This window comes from Agromyces sp. CF514 (assembly GCF_900113185.1).
Taxonomy (GTDB): Bacteria; Actinomycetota; Actinomycetes; order Actinomycetales; family Microbacteriaceae; genus Agromyces.
This window is the reverse complement of record NZ_FOZD01000001.1, coordinates 1-15,401: the sequence shown is the minus strand read 5'-3', so window position 1 is coordinate 15,401 and position 15,401 is coordinate 1. Positions and strand designations below refer to the sequence as shown.

Sequence of the window (15,401 nt, the reverse complement as noted above, 5' to 3'; positions counted from 1 at the left end):
ATTTCCGGCCGCAGCCCGCGCTAGGGTCGCGGACGCTCGAACTGCCGGCCGTGCACCTCGGTGGGCGTGATGCGCACCCACCGGTCCTTCGTCTCGGGGGCCCAAGGCTCCACCCCGAGCCGTTCGGCCTCGGCGACCTCGGACTGGCGGTCGAACTCGACGGCGTCTCCCTTCACGACGACGCTGAACGCCTCGTGGTCGTCGGCGCCGTCGACCTCGAATGCGACGTGGTGGTGGATCGTGAGCTCGAGCAGTTTCGTGCCCGGAGAGGTGCGGAAGACGATCGTGCGATCGTGCGCGACGACGTGGTTCACCGGGAAGATGTCGACATCGCCGCCCGCGGCCGCGGCGATGCGGCCGTACGGGGCTTCGATGATGCGCTGCCAGCACTCCGCCTCCGTCAGGTGACGGGTCGGAGGGCGTTCGTCGAGTTCCTCGTCCATGCTTCGAGTCTGCTCCTGTCGTTGCCGAATCGCGAGAGGGGCGTGCCGAAGTCGGACCTCATCGTCAGCTGCGCGCCGGTTCCCATCCGAGGCTCGGCGCCACGTGCTTCGCGAAGGCGGTGATCAGCCGGAGGTTGAACTCCACGCCGAGCTGGCTCGGGATCGTGAGCATGAGCGTGTCGGCCTCGCGGATCGCGGCATCCTTCTGCAGCTGTTCGACGAGCTTGTCCGGCGTGCCCGCGTAGGTCTTGCCGAACGTCGAGCGGATGCCGTCGATCATGCCGACGCCGTCGCCGTCCTGGCGGCCGCCGAAGTAGAGCTCGTCCTCAGCCGTGGTGATCGGGAAGATCGACCGACTCACCGAGGTCCGCGGCTCGCCCGGGTGCCCGGCCTCGCGCCAGGCGTCGCGGAATGCCCGGATCTGCTGCGCCTGCAGCTCGTCGAACGGGATCCCGCGGTCCTCCGTGAGCAGCGTCGACGACATGAGGTTGACGCCGACGCGGCCGGCCCATTCGGCCGAGTCGCGGTTGCCGGCGCCCCACCAGATGCGAGACCGCAGGCCGGGCGAGTAGGGCTCGACGCGCTGCAGCCCGTGCCCGCCGCCGAACGGCGAGGCGGCGTCGCGCTCTGCGAGGCCCTGCCCCTCGATCGCCTGCAGGAACCGGGCGAAGTGCTCGCGTGCGAGGTCGGCTCCACGCGGGTCCTGCGAACCCGTGTATCCGAACGCCTCGTAGCCGCGCACGACGGACTCGGGTGATCCGCGGCTCACGCCGAGCGCGAGGCGCCCGCCAGAGATGAGGTCGACGGCCGCAGCCTCCTCGGCGAGGTGCAGCGGGTTCTCGTACCGCATGTCGATGACGCCCGTGCCGACCTCGATGCCCGTCGTGCGCGCCGCGATGGCGGCGAGCAGCGGCATGGGCGAAGCCTGCTGGCGTGCGAAGTGGTGCACGCGGAAGTACGCGCCGTTGACGCCGAGCTCGTCCATGCCCTGCGCGAGGTCGATGGCCTGCAGCAGGGAGTCGCCGGCCGACAGTTCCCGCCCGCCGCCGAGGTGTCCGTAGTGGCCGAACGAGAGCGTTCCGAAGCGTTGCATGCCTGAGGCAACGCCGATCGCTCCGAGTGCATTCCATCGCATGGATGTCGCCGACCCGCGGGACCGCATCCGGCTCGAGGGTCGGCGGCTGCGTCAGTGCACGAACCGCGGTGCAGCGGCATCGGGGATTCCCCTCGGTGCGAATCGCCGCGCACCGAAGACGGTGGCGACGGACAGCGCTGAAGCGACTGCGAACGCGATCGCGAAACCCGAGGAATCGCTCGAAGATGCGAGGCTCACCGCGGCGAGCGAGGCGAACGACGCCACCCCGACTGCGCCTCCGAGTTCGTGCGCGACGTTCATGACTCCCGATGCGAACCCGACGTGCGCCTGTTCGACCGCGGGGAGTGCCGTCGTGGTCGCCGCGACGAACGCCGCTCCGAGCCCGGTCGCCGCGACGGCGATTGCGGTGATCAGCACGGCAGGCACGGTGCTGCCGATTGCAGCTGCACCGAAGCCAGAGGTCGTCGTGCCGAATGCGATCATCGCGACCGTCCGGGGTCCGACGCGCCCGGTCAGCCGGCCCGCCGAGTGCGCGCCGAGCACCGTGCCGAGTGCCACGGGCAGGAACGCGAAGCCCGTCGCAAGGGCGGACCATCCGTGCGATGCCTGCAGCGCGAACGAGAGCAGGAAGGAGCTGCCGATGAGCAGGCCGCTCGCGACGAGCATGCTCGAGGCGCCGAACCGCATCGCAGGGATCCTGAAGATGCCGAGGTCCATCGGGCGGCGCGTGCTGCGCGCACCCGCGGCGACCGCCAACGGCACCAGGGTGAACACGAGCACCCCGACCGGAACGTTGACGAGGAAGATCCATCGCCACCCCGGGCCGGCGGTGAGCAGTCCGCCGAGGAGCACGCCGATCGCGCCCCCGGCGCCTCCGACGGCGGCCCAGGCCGCGAGCGCGCGGTGTCGCGCGGGGCCGGAGAAGCGCCCGACCAGGGCCGCGAGTGCTGCCGGCGAGAGCATCGCCGCGCCGATCCCCTGTGCAGCGCGGGCCGCGATGAGCGTCTCAGGGGTCGCCGAGAGCCCCGCGGCGAGCGAGGCGAACGTGAAGACGGCGAGTCCGAGGAGCACGAGGCGACGAGCTCCGAATCGGTCGGCGAGTGAGCCGCCGACGAGCAGGAGCGCGGCGTACGGCACGGCATAGGCCGCGATCGGCCACGCCGCCGAAGTCGGGTCGAGGCCGAGATCCCGGCTGAGATCCGGGATCGCGATGTTCACGATCGTCACGTCGAGCACGAGCATGAACTGGGCGAGGCAGAGCAGCACGAGGGCGAGGAGGCCCCGGCGTTCGCAGGACGGCGGAGTGGGGATCGCGCCGGGAGCGTGGTGCACGTGTTCCGGGGTCGGCATCTGATGTGACATCCGTCATTCTCCTAAACTGAACATGACTGTACGAGTTAATAGCGCAATTAATCTATACACTGTTGTTCGGAATAGCGAAAGGGGCCGTCGTGCCGGATGACACCAGGGAGCGCGCCACCAGGGCTGACGCCCGACGCAACCGCGATGCGATCCTCGAGTCGGCCAGTCGGCTGCTGGTGGCCGACCCGCGCGCCAACATGGCGCAGGTCGCCGCAGCTGCCGGGGTCGGGCGTGTGACGCTCTACGCGCATTTCGCCTCGCGCGCCGAACTCGTCGGCGCGACGTTCGAGCGCGCGCTCGCACTCGCTGAGGCTGAGCTCGCCCGCCTCGACCTCGAAGTCGATGCGTGGACCGCGCTCGAGCGGCTCGTCGACTCGTCCTGGCGGATCGTCGACGCCTCACGGGGGGTCCTCGCCGCCGCCGAACTCGAGTTGGGCCCCGAGGCCGTGCGTGCGATGCACGACCAGCCGATGCGGCGGGTTCGAGCCTTGCTGGCTCGCGGACGCCAGGCCGAGGTGATGCGTGCCGACCAACCGCTCGATTGGCAGGTCGCGTGCTTCCTCTCGATCCTCCATGCCGCCGCAGCCGAGGTCGATGCGGGCCGCCTCGACGAGGCGGCGGCAGGCGGCCTCATCCGGTCGACGATCCGTTCGCTCCTGCGGGTGGGCTGAGCGCGGCCTCGCGTCGACCGACCGGGCGTCACGCCGCGTCGGAACATGCGGGTCCGGGTCTGACGGCCCGGACCCGCGCGTTCATGCCGCGTGGCGAACGAAGCCTCCGACGAGGTCCTCGGACCCTTGCACGTCGACCCCCTGGGCGGCGTTGACCCGGAGCAGGCCCTCGATCCCGGGTCCGGGCTCCCCGAAGACCTCGATGCGACGCGTCTCGGCGAGTCGAAGTCCGGCGCCGATGTGCTCGTGGGCGATGGGCAGGTGCGCATCGGCCGACTCCGCGTCGGCGAGCACGTGCACGAGCGCGACCTCACGGCGGGCCGCGTCGAAGGCTGCGCTGAACGCGAGCATCCGGGGCTCGCGCTCGGCGATGAAGGCGGAATACCGCGCGACGGACTCGCGCGCCGCGCCCCAGTGCTCGGCCGGCACGCCGAGGGTGGTGATGAAGATGAACGGTGTCGACATGATCACTCCTGCTTCTCCAGAATCCGTACATGTTTGTACGGGATATGGATATCACAAACCGAACACGTCTGTATAGCTTCGCTCTCGGGCCTTGCCTTCTCGACTTGTCTCGCTAATGTTGGTAGCACCAACGTTGGTCATTCCAACGTTCAATCCCTCGACGAGATGAGCGAGATCATGAGCACTGCCGCTGCCATAGCCGCCTCGAACACCGATGCAGGTGTCGACCTGATCACCGATCGGGATCGCGTGCACCTCGCCGAGCTCGTCGCCCGCCTGGGCGCGGCGCTCGACGAGCATCGCTTCGACGTGCTCCGAGAGCTCTTCACAGACGATGCGACGGCGACCACCCCGGGCGGCACCGCCGAGGGCCGCGACGCGGTGATCGCCCAGGCGACCCGCAACCACGTCGGCTTCGAACGCCTGCACCACGTGATGACGAATGTGATCGTCGACGAGGGCTCGTCGCCGACGCCCCGCGTTCGTACCGCCGAGGTCCGCGCCAACCTGATCGCCCACTTCGCCCACGCCGATGGAGTGCCGGTGCAGGTGATCGGCGCGGTCTACCGGTTCGGCGTCCGCGAGACGCCTGCAGGATGGCGCATCGCCGGACTGCGGGTCACGCCGACCTGGCGGACCGGCGGCGCGGGCCCGACGCCGGCGCCCGTCGTGGAACCGGCGTCCGGCTCCGCCGCTGCCGCGCCCCTGGCCGCACCCGCGCCCGCACCGGCGCCCGCTGCCGCATGAGCGCGCCATCCGATGAGCGCGACTCGGGCATGGCGCACGTGCAGCCGGCGCCGCCGAGCCGCCTGGTTGGCCTGCCCAGCTGGCTCCTGAGCCGGGCGGCGGCGGTCGGCGCAGGTGCGGTCGGGGCTGCGCTCGGCGCGCACGGCATGCGCAGGCATCACTTCTCCGTGCTGCACGCCCTGGCCGAGGGCGGCTCGGTGAGCCAGGCGGAGCTCGGCCGCAGGCTCGGCCTCGACCGCAGCGACCTGCACGCCGTGCTCGGTGAACTCGAGGCATCCGACCTCATCGCGCGTTCCCCCGACGAGCGGGACCGTCGGCGCAACAGCGTCGAGATCACGAAAGCGGGCCGGGCTCGTCTCGTCGATCTCGACGTCGCGGTCGACGGGGCGCAGGGCGTGCTGCTCGCGCGGCTCGATGCCGACGAGCAGGTCGAGCTGCGTCGCCTGCTCGTCCTGCTGCTGGGCGACTCGATACCTTCGCCTGCAGGGTGATAGCGCTCGCCGCGGCATCCGTCTACCGTGAACCGGGGGGCGATTGCGTGCGAATGCCGGAATATCGACCCACTTCGCAAAGTTGAGTTAAGTACACTCAAGTTTGAGACGAAGGGAGTTCTGAGTGGCGAACATGCAGGGCGCGCCGAGCTCGCAGGAAGAGCAGAAGTCGGCGCTCGAACAGTACGGCGTCAACCTCACCGAGATCGCGAAGGCGGGCAAGCTCGACCCGGTCATCGGTCGTGACGCCGAGATCCGTCGCGTCAGCCAGGTGCTCACGCGCCGCACCAAGAACAACCCCGTGCTCATCGGCGAGCCCGGCGTCGGCAAGACCGCCGTGGTCGAGGGCCTCGCCCAACGCATCGTCGCGGGCGACGTGGCCGAGTCGCTGAAGGGCAAGCAGCTCATCTCGCTCGACATCTCGGCGCTCGTCGCGGGCGCGATGTACCGCGGCCAGTTCGAGGAGCGGCTGAAGGCCGTCTTGAAGGAGATCGACGAGTCCGACGGCGAGGTCATCACCTTCGTCGACGAGCTGCACCTGCTCATGGGAGCCGGTGGCGGCGAGGGCTCCGTCGCGGCATCGAACATGCTGAAGCCCATGCTCGCGCGCGGCGAGCTGCGCCTCATCGGCGCCACGACGCTCGACGAGTACCGCGAGTACATCGAGAAGGATGCCGCGCTCGAACGCCGCTTCCAGCAGGTCTACGTCGGCGAGCCGTCCGTCGAGGACACGGTCGCGATCCTCCGCGGGCTCAAGGGCCGCTACGAGGCCCACCACGGCGTGACGATCACGGATGCCGCACTCGTCGCCGCGGCATCCCTCAGCAATCGCTACATCACGTCGCGCCAGCTGCCCGACAAGGCGATCGACCTCATCGACGAGGCCATGTCGCGCCTCAAGATGGAGATCGACTCGAGCCCGATCGAGATCGACCAGCTCAAGCGCGAGGTCGACCGCATGAAGATCGAGGAGCTCGCCCTCAAGAAGGAGAAGGACGACGCGTCGAAGGAGCGGCTCGCGAAGCTGCGCGAGACGCTCGTCGGCAAGGAGCGCGAGCTCGCCGACCTCGAGGCGCGATGGACGCGCGAGCGGATGTCGCTGAACCGCGTCGGCGACCTGAAGAAGCAGCTCGACGAGGCCGTGACGGCCCGCGACCGCGCCATGCGCGAGGCCGATTACGCCACGGCGTCGCGGCTGGAATACGAGACGATCGCCCGCCTCCAGCGCGACCTCGTCGAGGCCGAGCGCGCCGAGTCGACGCAGGCCGACGAGCCGCGCATGGTCAACGAGCAGGTCACCGACGAGGACATCGCGGCCGTGATCGCGGCCTGGACCGGCATCCCGGTCGGGCGCCTGCTCCAGGGCGAGACCGAGAAGCTGCTCCACCTCGAGGCCGAGCTGGGCAAGCGCCTCATCGGCCAGAAGCGCGCGGTCGCGGCCGTCGCCGATGCCGTGCGCCGCACTCGGGCTGGCATCAGTGACCCGAACCGCCCGACCGGCTCGTTCCTCTTCCTCGGCCCGACGGGCGTCGGCAAGACCGAGCTGGCCCGGGCGCTCGCAGAGTTCCTCTTCGACGACGAGCACGCCATGGTGCGCATCGACATGTCGGAGTACGGCGAGAAGTTCTCGGTCTCGCGGCTCGTCGGTGCTCCCCCGGGCTACGTCGGCTACGACCAGGGCGGCCAGCTCACCGAGGCCGTGCGCCGCCGCCCGTACTCGGTCGTGCTGTTCGACGAGGTCGAGAAGGCCCACCCCGAGGTCTTCGACGTGCTGCTCCAGGTGCTCGACGACGGTCGGCTGACCGACGGCCAGGGCCGCACGGTCGACTTCCGCAACGTCATCATGATCCTCACGTCGAACCTCGGCTCGCAGTACCTCGTCGACCCGACGCTCTCGTGGGAGCAGAAGGAGGACGCGGTCATGCAGGCCGTGCGGCAGTCGTTCAAGCCCGAGTTCGTGAACCGGCTCGACGACCTCGTCGTGTTCTCGGCGCTGACCCAAGAGGAACTCGCCGAGATCGTGAACCTCTACGTCGACCGCCTGTCGGCGAGGCTGCACGAGCGCCGGCTCGAGCTCGCGGTCACGCCTGACGCGCGGGCCTGGCTCGCCGAGCGCGGCTACGACCCGCTCTACGGCGCCAGGCCGCTGCGCCGCCTCATGCAGCGCGAGATCGACGACCGCCTGGCGCGGGCGCTCCTCTCCGGAGACATCCGCGACGGCGACGCGGTCGTGGTCGCGCTCGACCCGTCGGGCGAGACGCTGAGGGTGGAGCGCGCCGAGCGGGAGCACTAGGAGCGACGCGGTTCCGGCCGCCCGGATCCTTGCGTCCGGGCGGCCGCCGAAAAAGTTCCGCGAACGTGTCGATCCGGCATCCGCTCGTTCGACGCATGAGTGAGGCGGCCCTTCGGCGCTTCCCGAACCGGCCGTCCGGCCACACGAAACGAGGAGAACACCGTGAAGTACATGCTGATCATGCGCTCGAACGATGCGGCCGTCGAGGCCTACGAGCAGCTCGACTTCAACGAGGTCATCGCCGCCATGGGCGCCTACAACGAGTCGCTCATCAAGGCCGGCGTCCTGCTCGGCGGCGAGGGGCTGACCGACGCGAAGGAGGGCTTCGTCGTCGACTTCGACACGACGCCTCCGGTCGTCACCGACGGCCCCTACGGCGAGACGAAGGAGCTGTTCAACGGCTTCTGGATCATCCAGGCGTCGAGTGCCGAAGAGGCCGCCGAGTGGGCCAAGCGGTGCCCCCTCGGACCTGGCGCGAAGCTCGAGGTGCGGCGCGTGAACGAGCTCGAGGACTTCCCCCAGGACAACGAGTGGATCCAGAAGGAGGCCGGCTGGCGCGCAGACTCCGATGCCGTCATCAGGGCATCGGCAGCGGCCGCAGCCGAGCGTCGCGCCGACTGAGCGGCGACCGGTCGTCAACATGGGAGCAACGGATGCCGCGGGCGCGGCCGGGTCGGCCGGTGAGGCCGCCCCGGCGGCCGCCGTCGAGGCGGACCGCACGGCCGACGAGCGCGCCCGCCGCGCCGTCGCCGCCGTCTGGCGCATCGAGTCCGCGCGCATCGTCGCGACCCTGGCCCGGTTCGTCGGCGACGTCGGGCAGGCCGAGGACCTCGCGCAGGAGGCGCTCGTCGAGGCGCTCAGACAGTGGCCGGCCGAGGGCGTCCCCGCCAATCCGGGTGCGTGGCTGACGACGGTCGCCAAGCGTCGTGCGATCGACGGATGGCGCCGCCGCGAACGGCTCGACGAGCGCTACGCCGCCATGGCGCGCGACCTCGAGGAGCGCGGCGGCGCGGCATCCGAGGTCTTCTGGGACCCCGACACGATCGACGACGACGTGCTGCGGCTCATCTTCGTGTCGTGCCACCCCGTGCTCTCGCGCGAGGCGCAGATCGCGCTCACCCTGCGCATCGTGGGCGGCCTCACGACCGAGGAGATCGCACGCGCGTTCCTCGTGCCGACCGCGACCGTGCAGCAGCGCATCGTGCGGGCCAAGAAGACCCTCGCGGCCGCGAACGTGCCGTTCGAGGTGCCCGAGCCGAACGAGTATCCGGCCCGCCTCGCTTCGGTGCTGCAGGTGCTCTACCTCGTGTTCAACGAGGGGCACGTCCCGGCGTCCGGGGCGGAATGGATGCGGGCGGATGTCTCGAACGAGGCCCTGCGTCTCGCCCGGGTGGTCGCGGGCCTCATGCCGCGAGAACCCGAGGCGTGGTCGCTGGTGGCGCTCATGGAGTTCACCGCGGCGCGCTTCCCCGCGCGCACGGCGCCCGACGGGTCGGCGATCCCGCTCGACCAGCAGGAACGCGTGCGCTGGGATCGCGCCCAGATCGTCCGCGGCCGAGCGGCGTTGGCGAAGGCCGACGGCATCGGCCGTGGTCGGGCCGCCTACGGACTGCAGGCGGCGATCGCCGAGTGCCATGCGGTCGCCCCGACCTTCGACGACACCGACTGGGCGCACATCGTCGTGCTCTACGAGGCGCTGGGCCGCATCGCCCCCTCGCCCGTGGTCGACCTGAACCGGGCGGTGGCCGTCGCGATGGCCACCGGCCCCGGGTCGGCACTGCTGCTGGTCGACGAACTCGTCGCCGGCGGACGGCTGGCCGGCTACGCCGGGCTCCCGGCGGTGCGCGGCGAACTGCTCGCCCGACTCGGCCGTACCGACGAGGCGAGGTCCGAGCTCGAGGCCGCGGCCCGCCTCACCGGCAACGAGCGGGAGCGCGACAGCCTGCGCGCGAAGGCCGCGAGGCTGTAGCGACGCATCCGCGCGGCGCCACGCCACGCCGGGCGCTTTCCGCCTGTTCGGGGAGTCCTGCGACCGATACGGTGGAGTCACACGTCGGCTTTCGGGGGGATGCGATGACTGAGAATTTCGAGACAGGTGGCGCGGTGCTCAACCGCACGCAGGTGAACGTGGTGCGGTTGACGGGGCTCGCCGGCATCATCGGCGGCATCCTGCTCATCGTCGTCGCGATCGTGGCGTGGGCGTCGGTGTCGAACCAGTTGGCCGCCGAGAAGATCGTGATCCCCGACGACGCTCCGATCCTCGCGGGGCAGACCGTCAACGGCCCGATCGACGCGTTCGTCCAGGCCGGGGTCATCGCCATGCACGCCGAGGAGATCGGCGGGGGCAAGACCTACGCCGAGCTCGACCAGGACGACCCGGTGCGCACGACGGTCATGAACGCCTCGTTCCTGAGGGCGTCGCTGTTCACGTCGGTCGTCGCGTTCGGCGTTGCGCTGTTCGCCGGTGCGGTCGGCGCGATGTTCGTGCTGTTCGGGTGGTCGCTGCGCACGATCGTGCCGCCATTGCCCAAGACCGCCGGGTAGCTCGCCCCGTCATTCCGGCGGCCGGGCTTCAGCCGGAGGTGCGCCGGTCTGCCGAGGGGCCGACCGTCAGTCGACCACCGGCTGCGGCTCGACGACGCCGTTCACGGCGGGCGTGATGCGGCGCTCGAGCGCGAGGGCCATGACGCCGATGCCGAGGCAGCAGACGACCATGATGCCGATGAACACGCCGTGCAGGCCGTGGTCGAGCAGGAATCCCGCGGCGATCGGCCCGGCGATCGCGCCGCCCTGGAACGCGGCGGAGTTGACGGCGTTGTAGCGACCGCGGTTGTGGTCGGAAGCGAGGTCGTTGTACACGGCCGGAACCGTCGGCTGCAGCAGTGTCTCGCCGAACGCGAAGACGGCCATGAAGGCGATGACGCCGATCGTGGCGGCGAAGGTGCCGGGCACGAGTCCGGTCGCGCCGAGCAGCAGCCAGGAGACGGCCCAGACGAGCGCCATGACCCACATGACGCGCGTGCGCCGCCTGCCGGAGATCCGCTTCAGCACCGCGAACTGCAGCAGCACGATCACGAGCGTGTTCGCGGCGAACGCGAAGCCGATCGTGCTGGTCGGCACCTCGGCGACCTGCCGGGCGAACGCGGGGAAGCCGGCCTCCATCTGCCCGTATCCGACGAACATCGCGACGAAGGTGAGCAGGGTCACCCAGATCACGGCCGGCCGGCGGATGATCTGCAGGTACCCGCCCCCTTCTGCGGCCTCGCCGTCGGCGGGCGCGTCGGCCTGCGTGCGCACGTGCCGCAGCGGCCCGAGCAGCAGGGCCATGGGAATGAGCGCGCTGGCCGCGTCGACGAGGAAGATCGTGACGAACGTCTCGGGCGCCTCGACGTTCACGTAGAACCCGCCGATGATGCCGCCGACGCCGATGCCGAGGTTCACGAGCGCGAAGTTGATGCCGAAGTACTGCTGCCTCAGGTCGCCCGTGACGACGCTCGCGATGAGCGCATTGAACCCGGGCCACGAGACGCCGAAGTTCACGCCGATGAGCACGAGCCCGACCGCGGCCACGGCGGGGTGGGTCGCGAACGCGAGCAGCACGTTGCCGAGGAGCATGGCGATCAGGCCGACGATCAGGATGCGACGGGCGCCGTACCGGTCGATGAGGCTGCCGCCCGGCCCGGTCACGATGAGCCCGACGACGGCGATGAGGCCCATGAGCGTGCCCGAGAGCGCGAGGTCGAACCCCCGCACCTCGTGCAGGTAGATGATCGTGAACGGCAGCGTGAGTCCGCGCCCGAGCGTCTGGATCGCGACGGTCGACAGGAGCCACCGCCCCTCGGTGGGCAGGGCTCGCCAGAAGCCGCGGATTCCGTTCACCCGTGCATCCTGTCGCATCCCACGGACATCCGCGTCGCCTCGCACGTTCATCGCGGTCCCAGCCCCTTGCGTTCACCGGCGGCGGGTATGCTCCCCGCATGCTCGTGGGGGGTGGCATCCGCACCGACGACCTCGTCGTCGACACCGACCGCGGAGCCGTTCGCGGCGTCCGCCGGCGCGGCCTGCGCATGTGGCGCGGCATCCCGTATGCGGCCTCGACCGAGGGCGAGGGCCGCTTCCGCGCTCCGGCCCCGCGCGCCGGCTGGGGCGACGTGCTCGACGCCGCCGAGTTCGGGCCGGTCGCGCCGCAGAACCGACGGGGCCAGTTCATCGGCGCCCACCCGCGGCTGCCCCGAAGCGAGGACTGCCTGCGCGTGAACGTGACGGCACCGGATGCCGCGGGCGGCCCGCTGCGGCCCGTCATGGTGTTCGTGCACGGCGGCGCGTACAGCGTCGGATCCTCCGACGAGTATCCGCGGCAGGGCGAGGGACTCGTGCGCCGGCACGGCGTCGTCTACGTGAGCCTGAACTACCGGCTCGGAGCGCTCGGGTGGCTGGACTTCCGGGCCTACGCCGGCCCGCGGCATCCGTTCGAGGCCAATGTCGGGCTCCGCGACCAGGTCGCCGCGCTCGAATGGGTGCGCCGCAACATCGCGGCCTTCGGCGGCGACCCCGACCGGGTCACCCTGTTCGGGGAGTCGTCGGGCGCGAACTCGGTCACGACCCTCATGGCGGTGCCCGCGGCCGAGGGCCTCTTCTCGCGGGCGATCGCGCAGAGCTCGCCCGCGAACGCGGTCTACCTGCCCGAGGTCGCCGCGCGGTGGGCCGCCGAGTACGTCGGCACGCTCAGCCGCCTGGTCGACGACGACGACCTCGAGAGCGAGTCGGGCGAGGACGCGGCCGCGATGCTCCTGGCGGCGAGCCCCCGCGTGCTCGCCGACGCGACGACCAGGCTGGCGCAGCGCACGCCCGACGAGAGCCCCGGCACGATCAGCCTCGCGCCCGTGATCGACGGCGAGTTCCTGCCGGAGCGTCCGCTCGACGCGTTCCGCGACGGCACGGCGCACCGCATACCGCTGCTGATCGGCACGAACGACCGCGAGGGGTCGCTGTTCGCCGGGCGCATCGACATCCTCCCGACCACGAAGCCGCGCATCCGCGCGATCTTCGCGAACACGCGCAAGAAGTCGCGCAAGGCCATCAAGCGCCAGTACCCCGGCCTGCCCGAACGTCGCCCGGCGGCCGACTTCGCCGGGGACTTCACGTTCTGGTTCCCGACCGTGAAGGTCGCCGAGCGGCACTCGCGGTACGAGCCGGTCTGGTTCTACCGCTTCGACGCAGCCCCTCGGATGCCCCGCCTCTTGGGCCTCGACGCGACGCACGGCCTCGAGCTGTTCGCCCTGTTCGAGAAGTTCGACACGCTCACCGGTGCCGGGCTCACCCTGCTCGGCGGGCGACGCCTCTACCGCGGGGTCGGACGACGGATGCAGGCGCACTGGGTGTCGTTCGCGGCCTCCGGCGCGCCCTGCGAGGGCTGGCCCCGCTACGACGAGCGGATGCGGCGCACCCTCGTCTTCGACGCGGTCGACCGGGTCGCGGTCGACCCGCGCCGCGAGAAGCGGATCGCCTGGCAGGAGTTCGTCCCGCACGTCTGATCCGCAGCGCCCAGCCGCTCGCCGGTCGAGCAGGCGCCCTGCGCCGTATCGAGGCCCGCGCCCCTGCTCCCCTCCGCCCTACTCCGCGGCGGTCTCCGCGCGTAGGCTCGAACCATGCTCGCCACCGTGATCCACGCCGCCCGCGACATCCGCGTCGAGACCGTTCCCGACCCCGTGCTCTCGACCGGCGGCGACGCCGTCGTGCGCGTCGTGGCGGCCTGCGTCTGCGGGTCCGACCTCTGGCCGTATCGCGGCGTGACCCCGACGCACGAGCCCCACCGCATCGGGCACGAGTTCGTGGGCGTCGTCGAGGCTGTGGGTGACGACGTGACGCTCATCGACGTCGGGGACTTCGTGATCGCACCCTTCTACGTGTGCGACAACATCTGCGCGAACTGCCGCAACGGCGTCAGCACCTCGTGCCTGAACGGCGGATGGTGGGGCGGCGGCGACCGGCTCGGCGGCTTCGCCGACGGCGGGCAGGGCGAGCGCGTGCGCGTTCCCCTCGCCGACGGCACGCTCGTGCCGGTCCGCGAAGAGGTCACCGCCGATCTCGTGCCCGGACTCCTGACCCTGAGCGACGTCATGGGCACCGGCCATCACGCGGCCGTCTCGGCGGGCGTCGGGCCCGGCGACTCGGTCGCGGTCGTGGGCGACGGTGCCGTCGGCCTCTGCGCGATCATCGCCGCGAAGCGCCTCGGCGCCACGACGATCATCGCGATGTCGCGGCACGCCGACCGGCAGGCGCTCGCGCGCACGTTCGGAGCGACCCACATCGTCGAGGAGCGCGGCGACGAGGGCGTGGCCGCGGTGCAGGCGCTCACCGGCGGCATCGGCGCCGATCGCGTGCTCGAGTGCGTGGGCACCAAGGAGTCGATGGACCAGGCGATCCGTTCGACCCGACCGGGCGGCATGGTCGGCTACGTCGGCGCGCCGAACGGCGGGCCCGAGCTGCCCGTTCGCCCGCTCTTCAATCGCAACGTCGGCGTCAACGGGGGCGTCGCACCCGTGCGCGGCTACATCGAGGAACTGCTGCCCGACGTGCTCTCGGGCGCGATCGAGCCCGGACTCGTCTTCGACCTGAAGCTGTCGCTCGCCGACGCGGCCGAGGCGTACGCCGCGATGGACGAGCGCCGCGCGGTCAAGGTGATGCTGCAGCCCTGACCCGCGACCGGTCAGGCGCCTCCGCGGTGCCGTCCCGAGACCAGCGGATGCCGCTGCTACAGCGCCCCGGCGTACGCGCCGGAGTACTCCATGGTCGCCTGCACCAATTGCGCCGTCATGACGATCACCCAGATCATGGTGCCGATGAACGTCGCGACGGTCGTCCAGATCGCGACGTGCATGGGTGCGGTGCCGCGCCCGGCCTGTCGCTTGACCACCACTGACCGGCCGATCACGTAGACGAGGCTCGACAGGAACGTCCAGGCCCAGTGGAACTGCCGGCCGAAGCCCCGACGTCGCAGCTCGGCGCGGTCGAGGGCGGCGAACCAGACCCCGAGCCCGTAGGCGGTCCAGCCGAGGACGAGTGCGCTGAGGTACCAGGGGTCGAGGTACATGCGGAACTGCGCCATCGGGTCGGTGATCGAATCGACCATGTAGCCGGTCATGTCGAAGCCGAACAGGGGGATCACGCCGAGCAGCGGGAGCGCGATCATCAGCCAGATCCACGGCGTCGAGGTCGGGGTCCCCGCCGGCACCTGCGTGTGGACGAGATGCTCGCCGTAGGGTCGCAGCACGGGCGCGCCCGATGCGCCGGCCGCGCCGGCCGTGGTGTGCTCGGTCCAACGGAGGCCGTCCCACCAGCGGAGCGTCGGCGCTCCGCTCGGATCGGGGTACCAGCCGGCGGGTGATGCGGCGGGTGCGGAGTGGGCGAGTTCGTTCGTCATCGGGCTCCTCGTCGGGTTCGCTGAATGCTAACGGCGGCGGGTGACCAGAGGCGAGCGGATGTCGCGTCCAGCGCACCGGGTGCCCCGGCATGCGTGCGACACGCCCGGGGTGTGTGTTGGATTTGTGTGGTCGGGGTGGGGGTGCGTATGTTTATCCATGTCGCCGCGGCGGTCGGGTCTTCGGGCCGGATGGTCGGGTGCGGTTCTAGCCAAATAACCTCGAAGGCGCAGGAATGCGACTCGGTGATTTCAAGTCTAGGATTGAACCTTTCTCCTCTTGGTGTTCTCAGCTGGTTTCCGGTTTGGGTGTGCTGGGTGGTGGTATGGTTGGCAGGTTGCCCTGAATTGCAGGTCCACGGGTTGTGGGTGTCTGGTTTTGTGGCGTCTGGTTCTTGAGAACTCAACAGCGT

General features: G+C 70.7%; 15 protein-coding genes. 9 read left to right on the top strand and 6 right to left on the bottom strand.

From position 1 onward, the window contains the following. Nucleotides 1-20 precede the first annotated feature (20 nt). The 3 genes from BM342_RS00075 to BM342_RS00065 all read right to left on the bottom strand — a co-directional run bounded on the left by BM342_RS00075 (nt 21) and on the right by BM342_RS00065 (nt 2,901). On the bottom strand, nt 21-443 hold the full coding sequence (locus BM342_RS00075) for a pyridoxamine 5'-phosphate oxidase family protein (protein ID WP_092963373.1): 423 nt from the start codon (nt 441-443) through the stop codon (nt 21-23). A 64-nt stretch (nt 444-507) separates the two neighbouring features. Further along, nucleotides 508-1,536, bottom strand: a complete 1,029-nt coding sequence (locus BM342_RS00070) for an LLM class flavin-dependent oxidoreductase (RefSeq protein WP_092963371.1) — start codon at nt 1,534-1,536, stop codon at nt 508-510. Between the two features lie 93 nt (nt 1,537-1,629). After that, a complete protein-coding gene (locus BM342_RS00065) occupies nt 1,630-2,901 on the bottom strand; it encodes an MFS transporter (protein ID WP_092963369.1) in 1,272 nt (423 codons plus the stop codon). 89 nt (nt 2,902-2,990) lie between these two features. Here BM342_RS00065 and BM342_RS00060 point away from each other — a divergent pair, with 89 nt between their 5' ends. Then, the gene (locus BM342_RS00060; RefSeq protein ID WP_092963367.1) at nt 2,991-3,572 is read left to right on the top strand and encodes a TetR family transcriptional regulator; all 582 of its coding nucleotides are present in this window, start codon (nt 2,991-2,993) and stop codon (nt 3,570-3,572) included. A gap of 81 nt (nt 3,573-3,653) precedes the next feature. Here BM342_RS00060 and BM342_RS00055 read toward each other — a convergent pair whose 3' ends face one another. Further along, nucleotides 3,654-4,037: a hypothetical protein gene (locus BM342_RS00055; RefSeq protein ID WP_143109709.1), complete on the bottom strand. Its 384-nt coding sequence runs from the start codon at nt 4,035-4,037 to the stop codon at nt 3,654-3,656. Between the two features lie 177 nt (nt 4,038-4,214). Between BM342_RS00055 and BM342_RS00050 the strand changes: the two genes are divergently transcribed. The 6 genes from BM342_RS00050 to BM342_RS00025 all read left to right on the top strand — a co-directional run bounded on the left by BM342_RS00050 (nt 4,215) and on the right by BM342_RS00025 (nt 10,112). Beyond that, complete coding sequence (locus tag BM342_RS00050; protein ID WP_177231994.1) at nt 4,215-4,784, top strand: nuclear transport factor 2 family protein; 570 nt, start codon at nt 4,215-4,217, stop codon at nt 4,782-4,784. Then, complete coding sequence (locus BM342_RS00045) at nt 4,781-5,275, top strand: MarR family winged helix-turn-helix transcriptional regulator (RefSeq protein ID WP_218154869.1); 495 nt, start codon at nt 4,781-4,783, stop codon at nt 5,273-5,275. Before BM342_RS00050 ends, BM342_RS00045 begins: the two co-directional genes overlap by 4 nt. 124 nt (nt 5,276-5,399) lie before the next feature. After that, complete coding sequence (locus BM342_RS00040) at nt 5,400-7,568, top strand: ATP-dependent Clp protease ATP-binding subunit (RefSeq protein ID WP_177231993.1); 2,169 nt, start codon at nt 5,400-5,402, stop codon at nt 7,566-7,568. Between the two features lie 162 nt (nt 7,569-7,730). Then, nucleotides 7,731-8,189: a YciI family protein gene (locus BM342_RS00035; protein ID WP_092963359.1), complete on the top strand. Its 459-nt coding sequence runs from the start codon at nt 7,731-7,733 to the stop codon at nt 8,187-8,189. A gap of 19 nt (nt 8,190-8,208) precedes the next feature. Next, nucleotides 8,209-9,537: an RNA polymerase sigma factor gene (locus BM342_RS00030; protein WP_092963357.1), complete on the top strand. Its 1,329-nt coding sequence runs from the start codon at nt 8,209-8,211 to the stop codon at nt 9,535-9,537. Between the two features lie 104 nt (nt 9,538-9,641). Further along, complete coding sequence (locus tag BM342_RS00025; RefSeq protein WP_092963355.1) at nt 9,642-10,112, top strand: aromatic ring-opening dioxygenase LigA; 471 nt, start codon at nt 9,642-9,644, stop codon at nt 10,110-10,112. 66 nt (nt 10,113-10,178) lie between these two features. Here the strand turns inward: BM342_RS00025 and BM342_RS00020 are convergent, their stop codons facing one another. After that, nucleotides 10,179-11,447 carry an MFS transporter gene (locus tag BM342_RS00020; protein WP_369823079.1) on the bottom strand — a complete coding sequence of 423 codons (1,269 nt, stop codon included), beginning with the start codon at nt 11,445-11,447 and terminating at the stop codon, nt 10,179-10,181. Nucleotides 11,448-11,545: 98 nt separating this feature from the next. Here BM342_RS00020 and BM342_RS00015 point away from each other — a divergent pair, with 98 nt between their 5' ends. Together BM342_RS00015 and BM342_RS00010 are read left to right on the top strand one after the other, a co-directional pair. Further along, on the top strand, nt 11,546-13,102 hold the full coding sequence (locus BM342_RS00015; protein WP_092963351.1) for a carboxylesterase/lipase family protein: 1,557 nt from the start codon (nt 11,546-11,548) through the stop codon (nt 13,100-13,102). Between the two features lie 114 nt (nt 13,103-13,216). Then, complete coding sequence (locus BM342_RS00010) at nt 13,217-14,266, top strand: zinc-dependent alcohol dehydrogenase family protein (RefSeq protein WP_092963349.1); 1,050 nt, start codon at nt 13,217-13,219, stop codon at nt 14,264-14,266. A 56-nt stretch (nt 14,267-14,322) separates the two neighbouring features. Here the strand turns inward: BM342_RS00010 and BM342_RS00005 are convergent, their stop codons facing one another. Then, entirely contained in the window at nt 14,323-14,991 is a 669-nt protein-coding gene (locus BM342_RS00005; RefSeq protein WP_092963347.1) for a DUF2510 domain-containing protein, read from the bottom strand. Nucleotides 14,992-15,401: the final 410 nt, after the last annotated feature.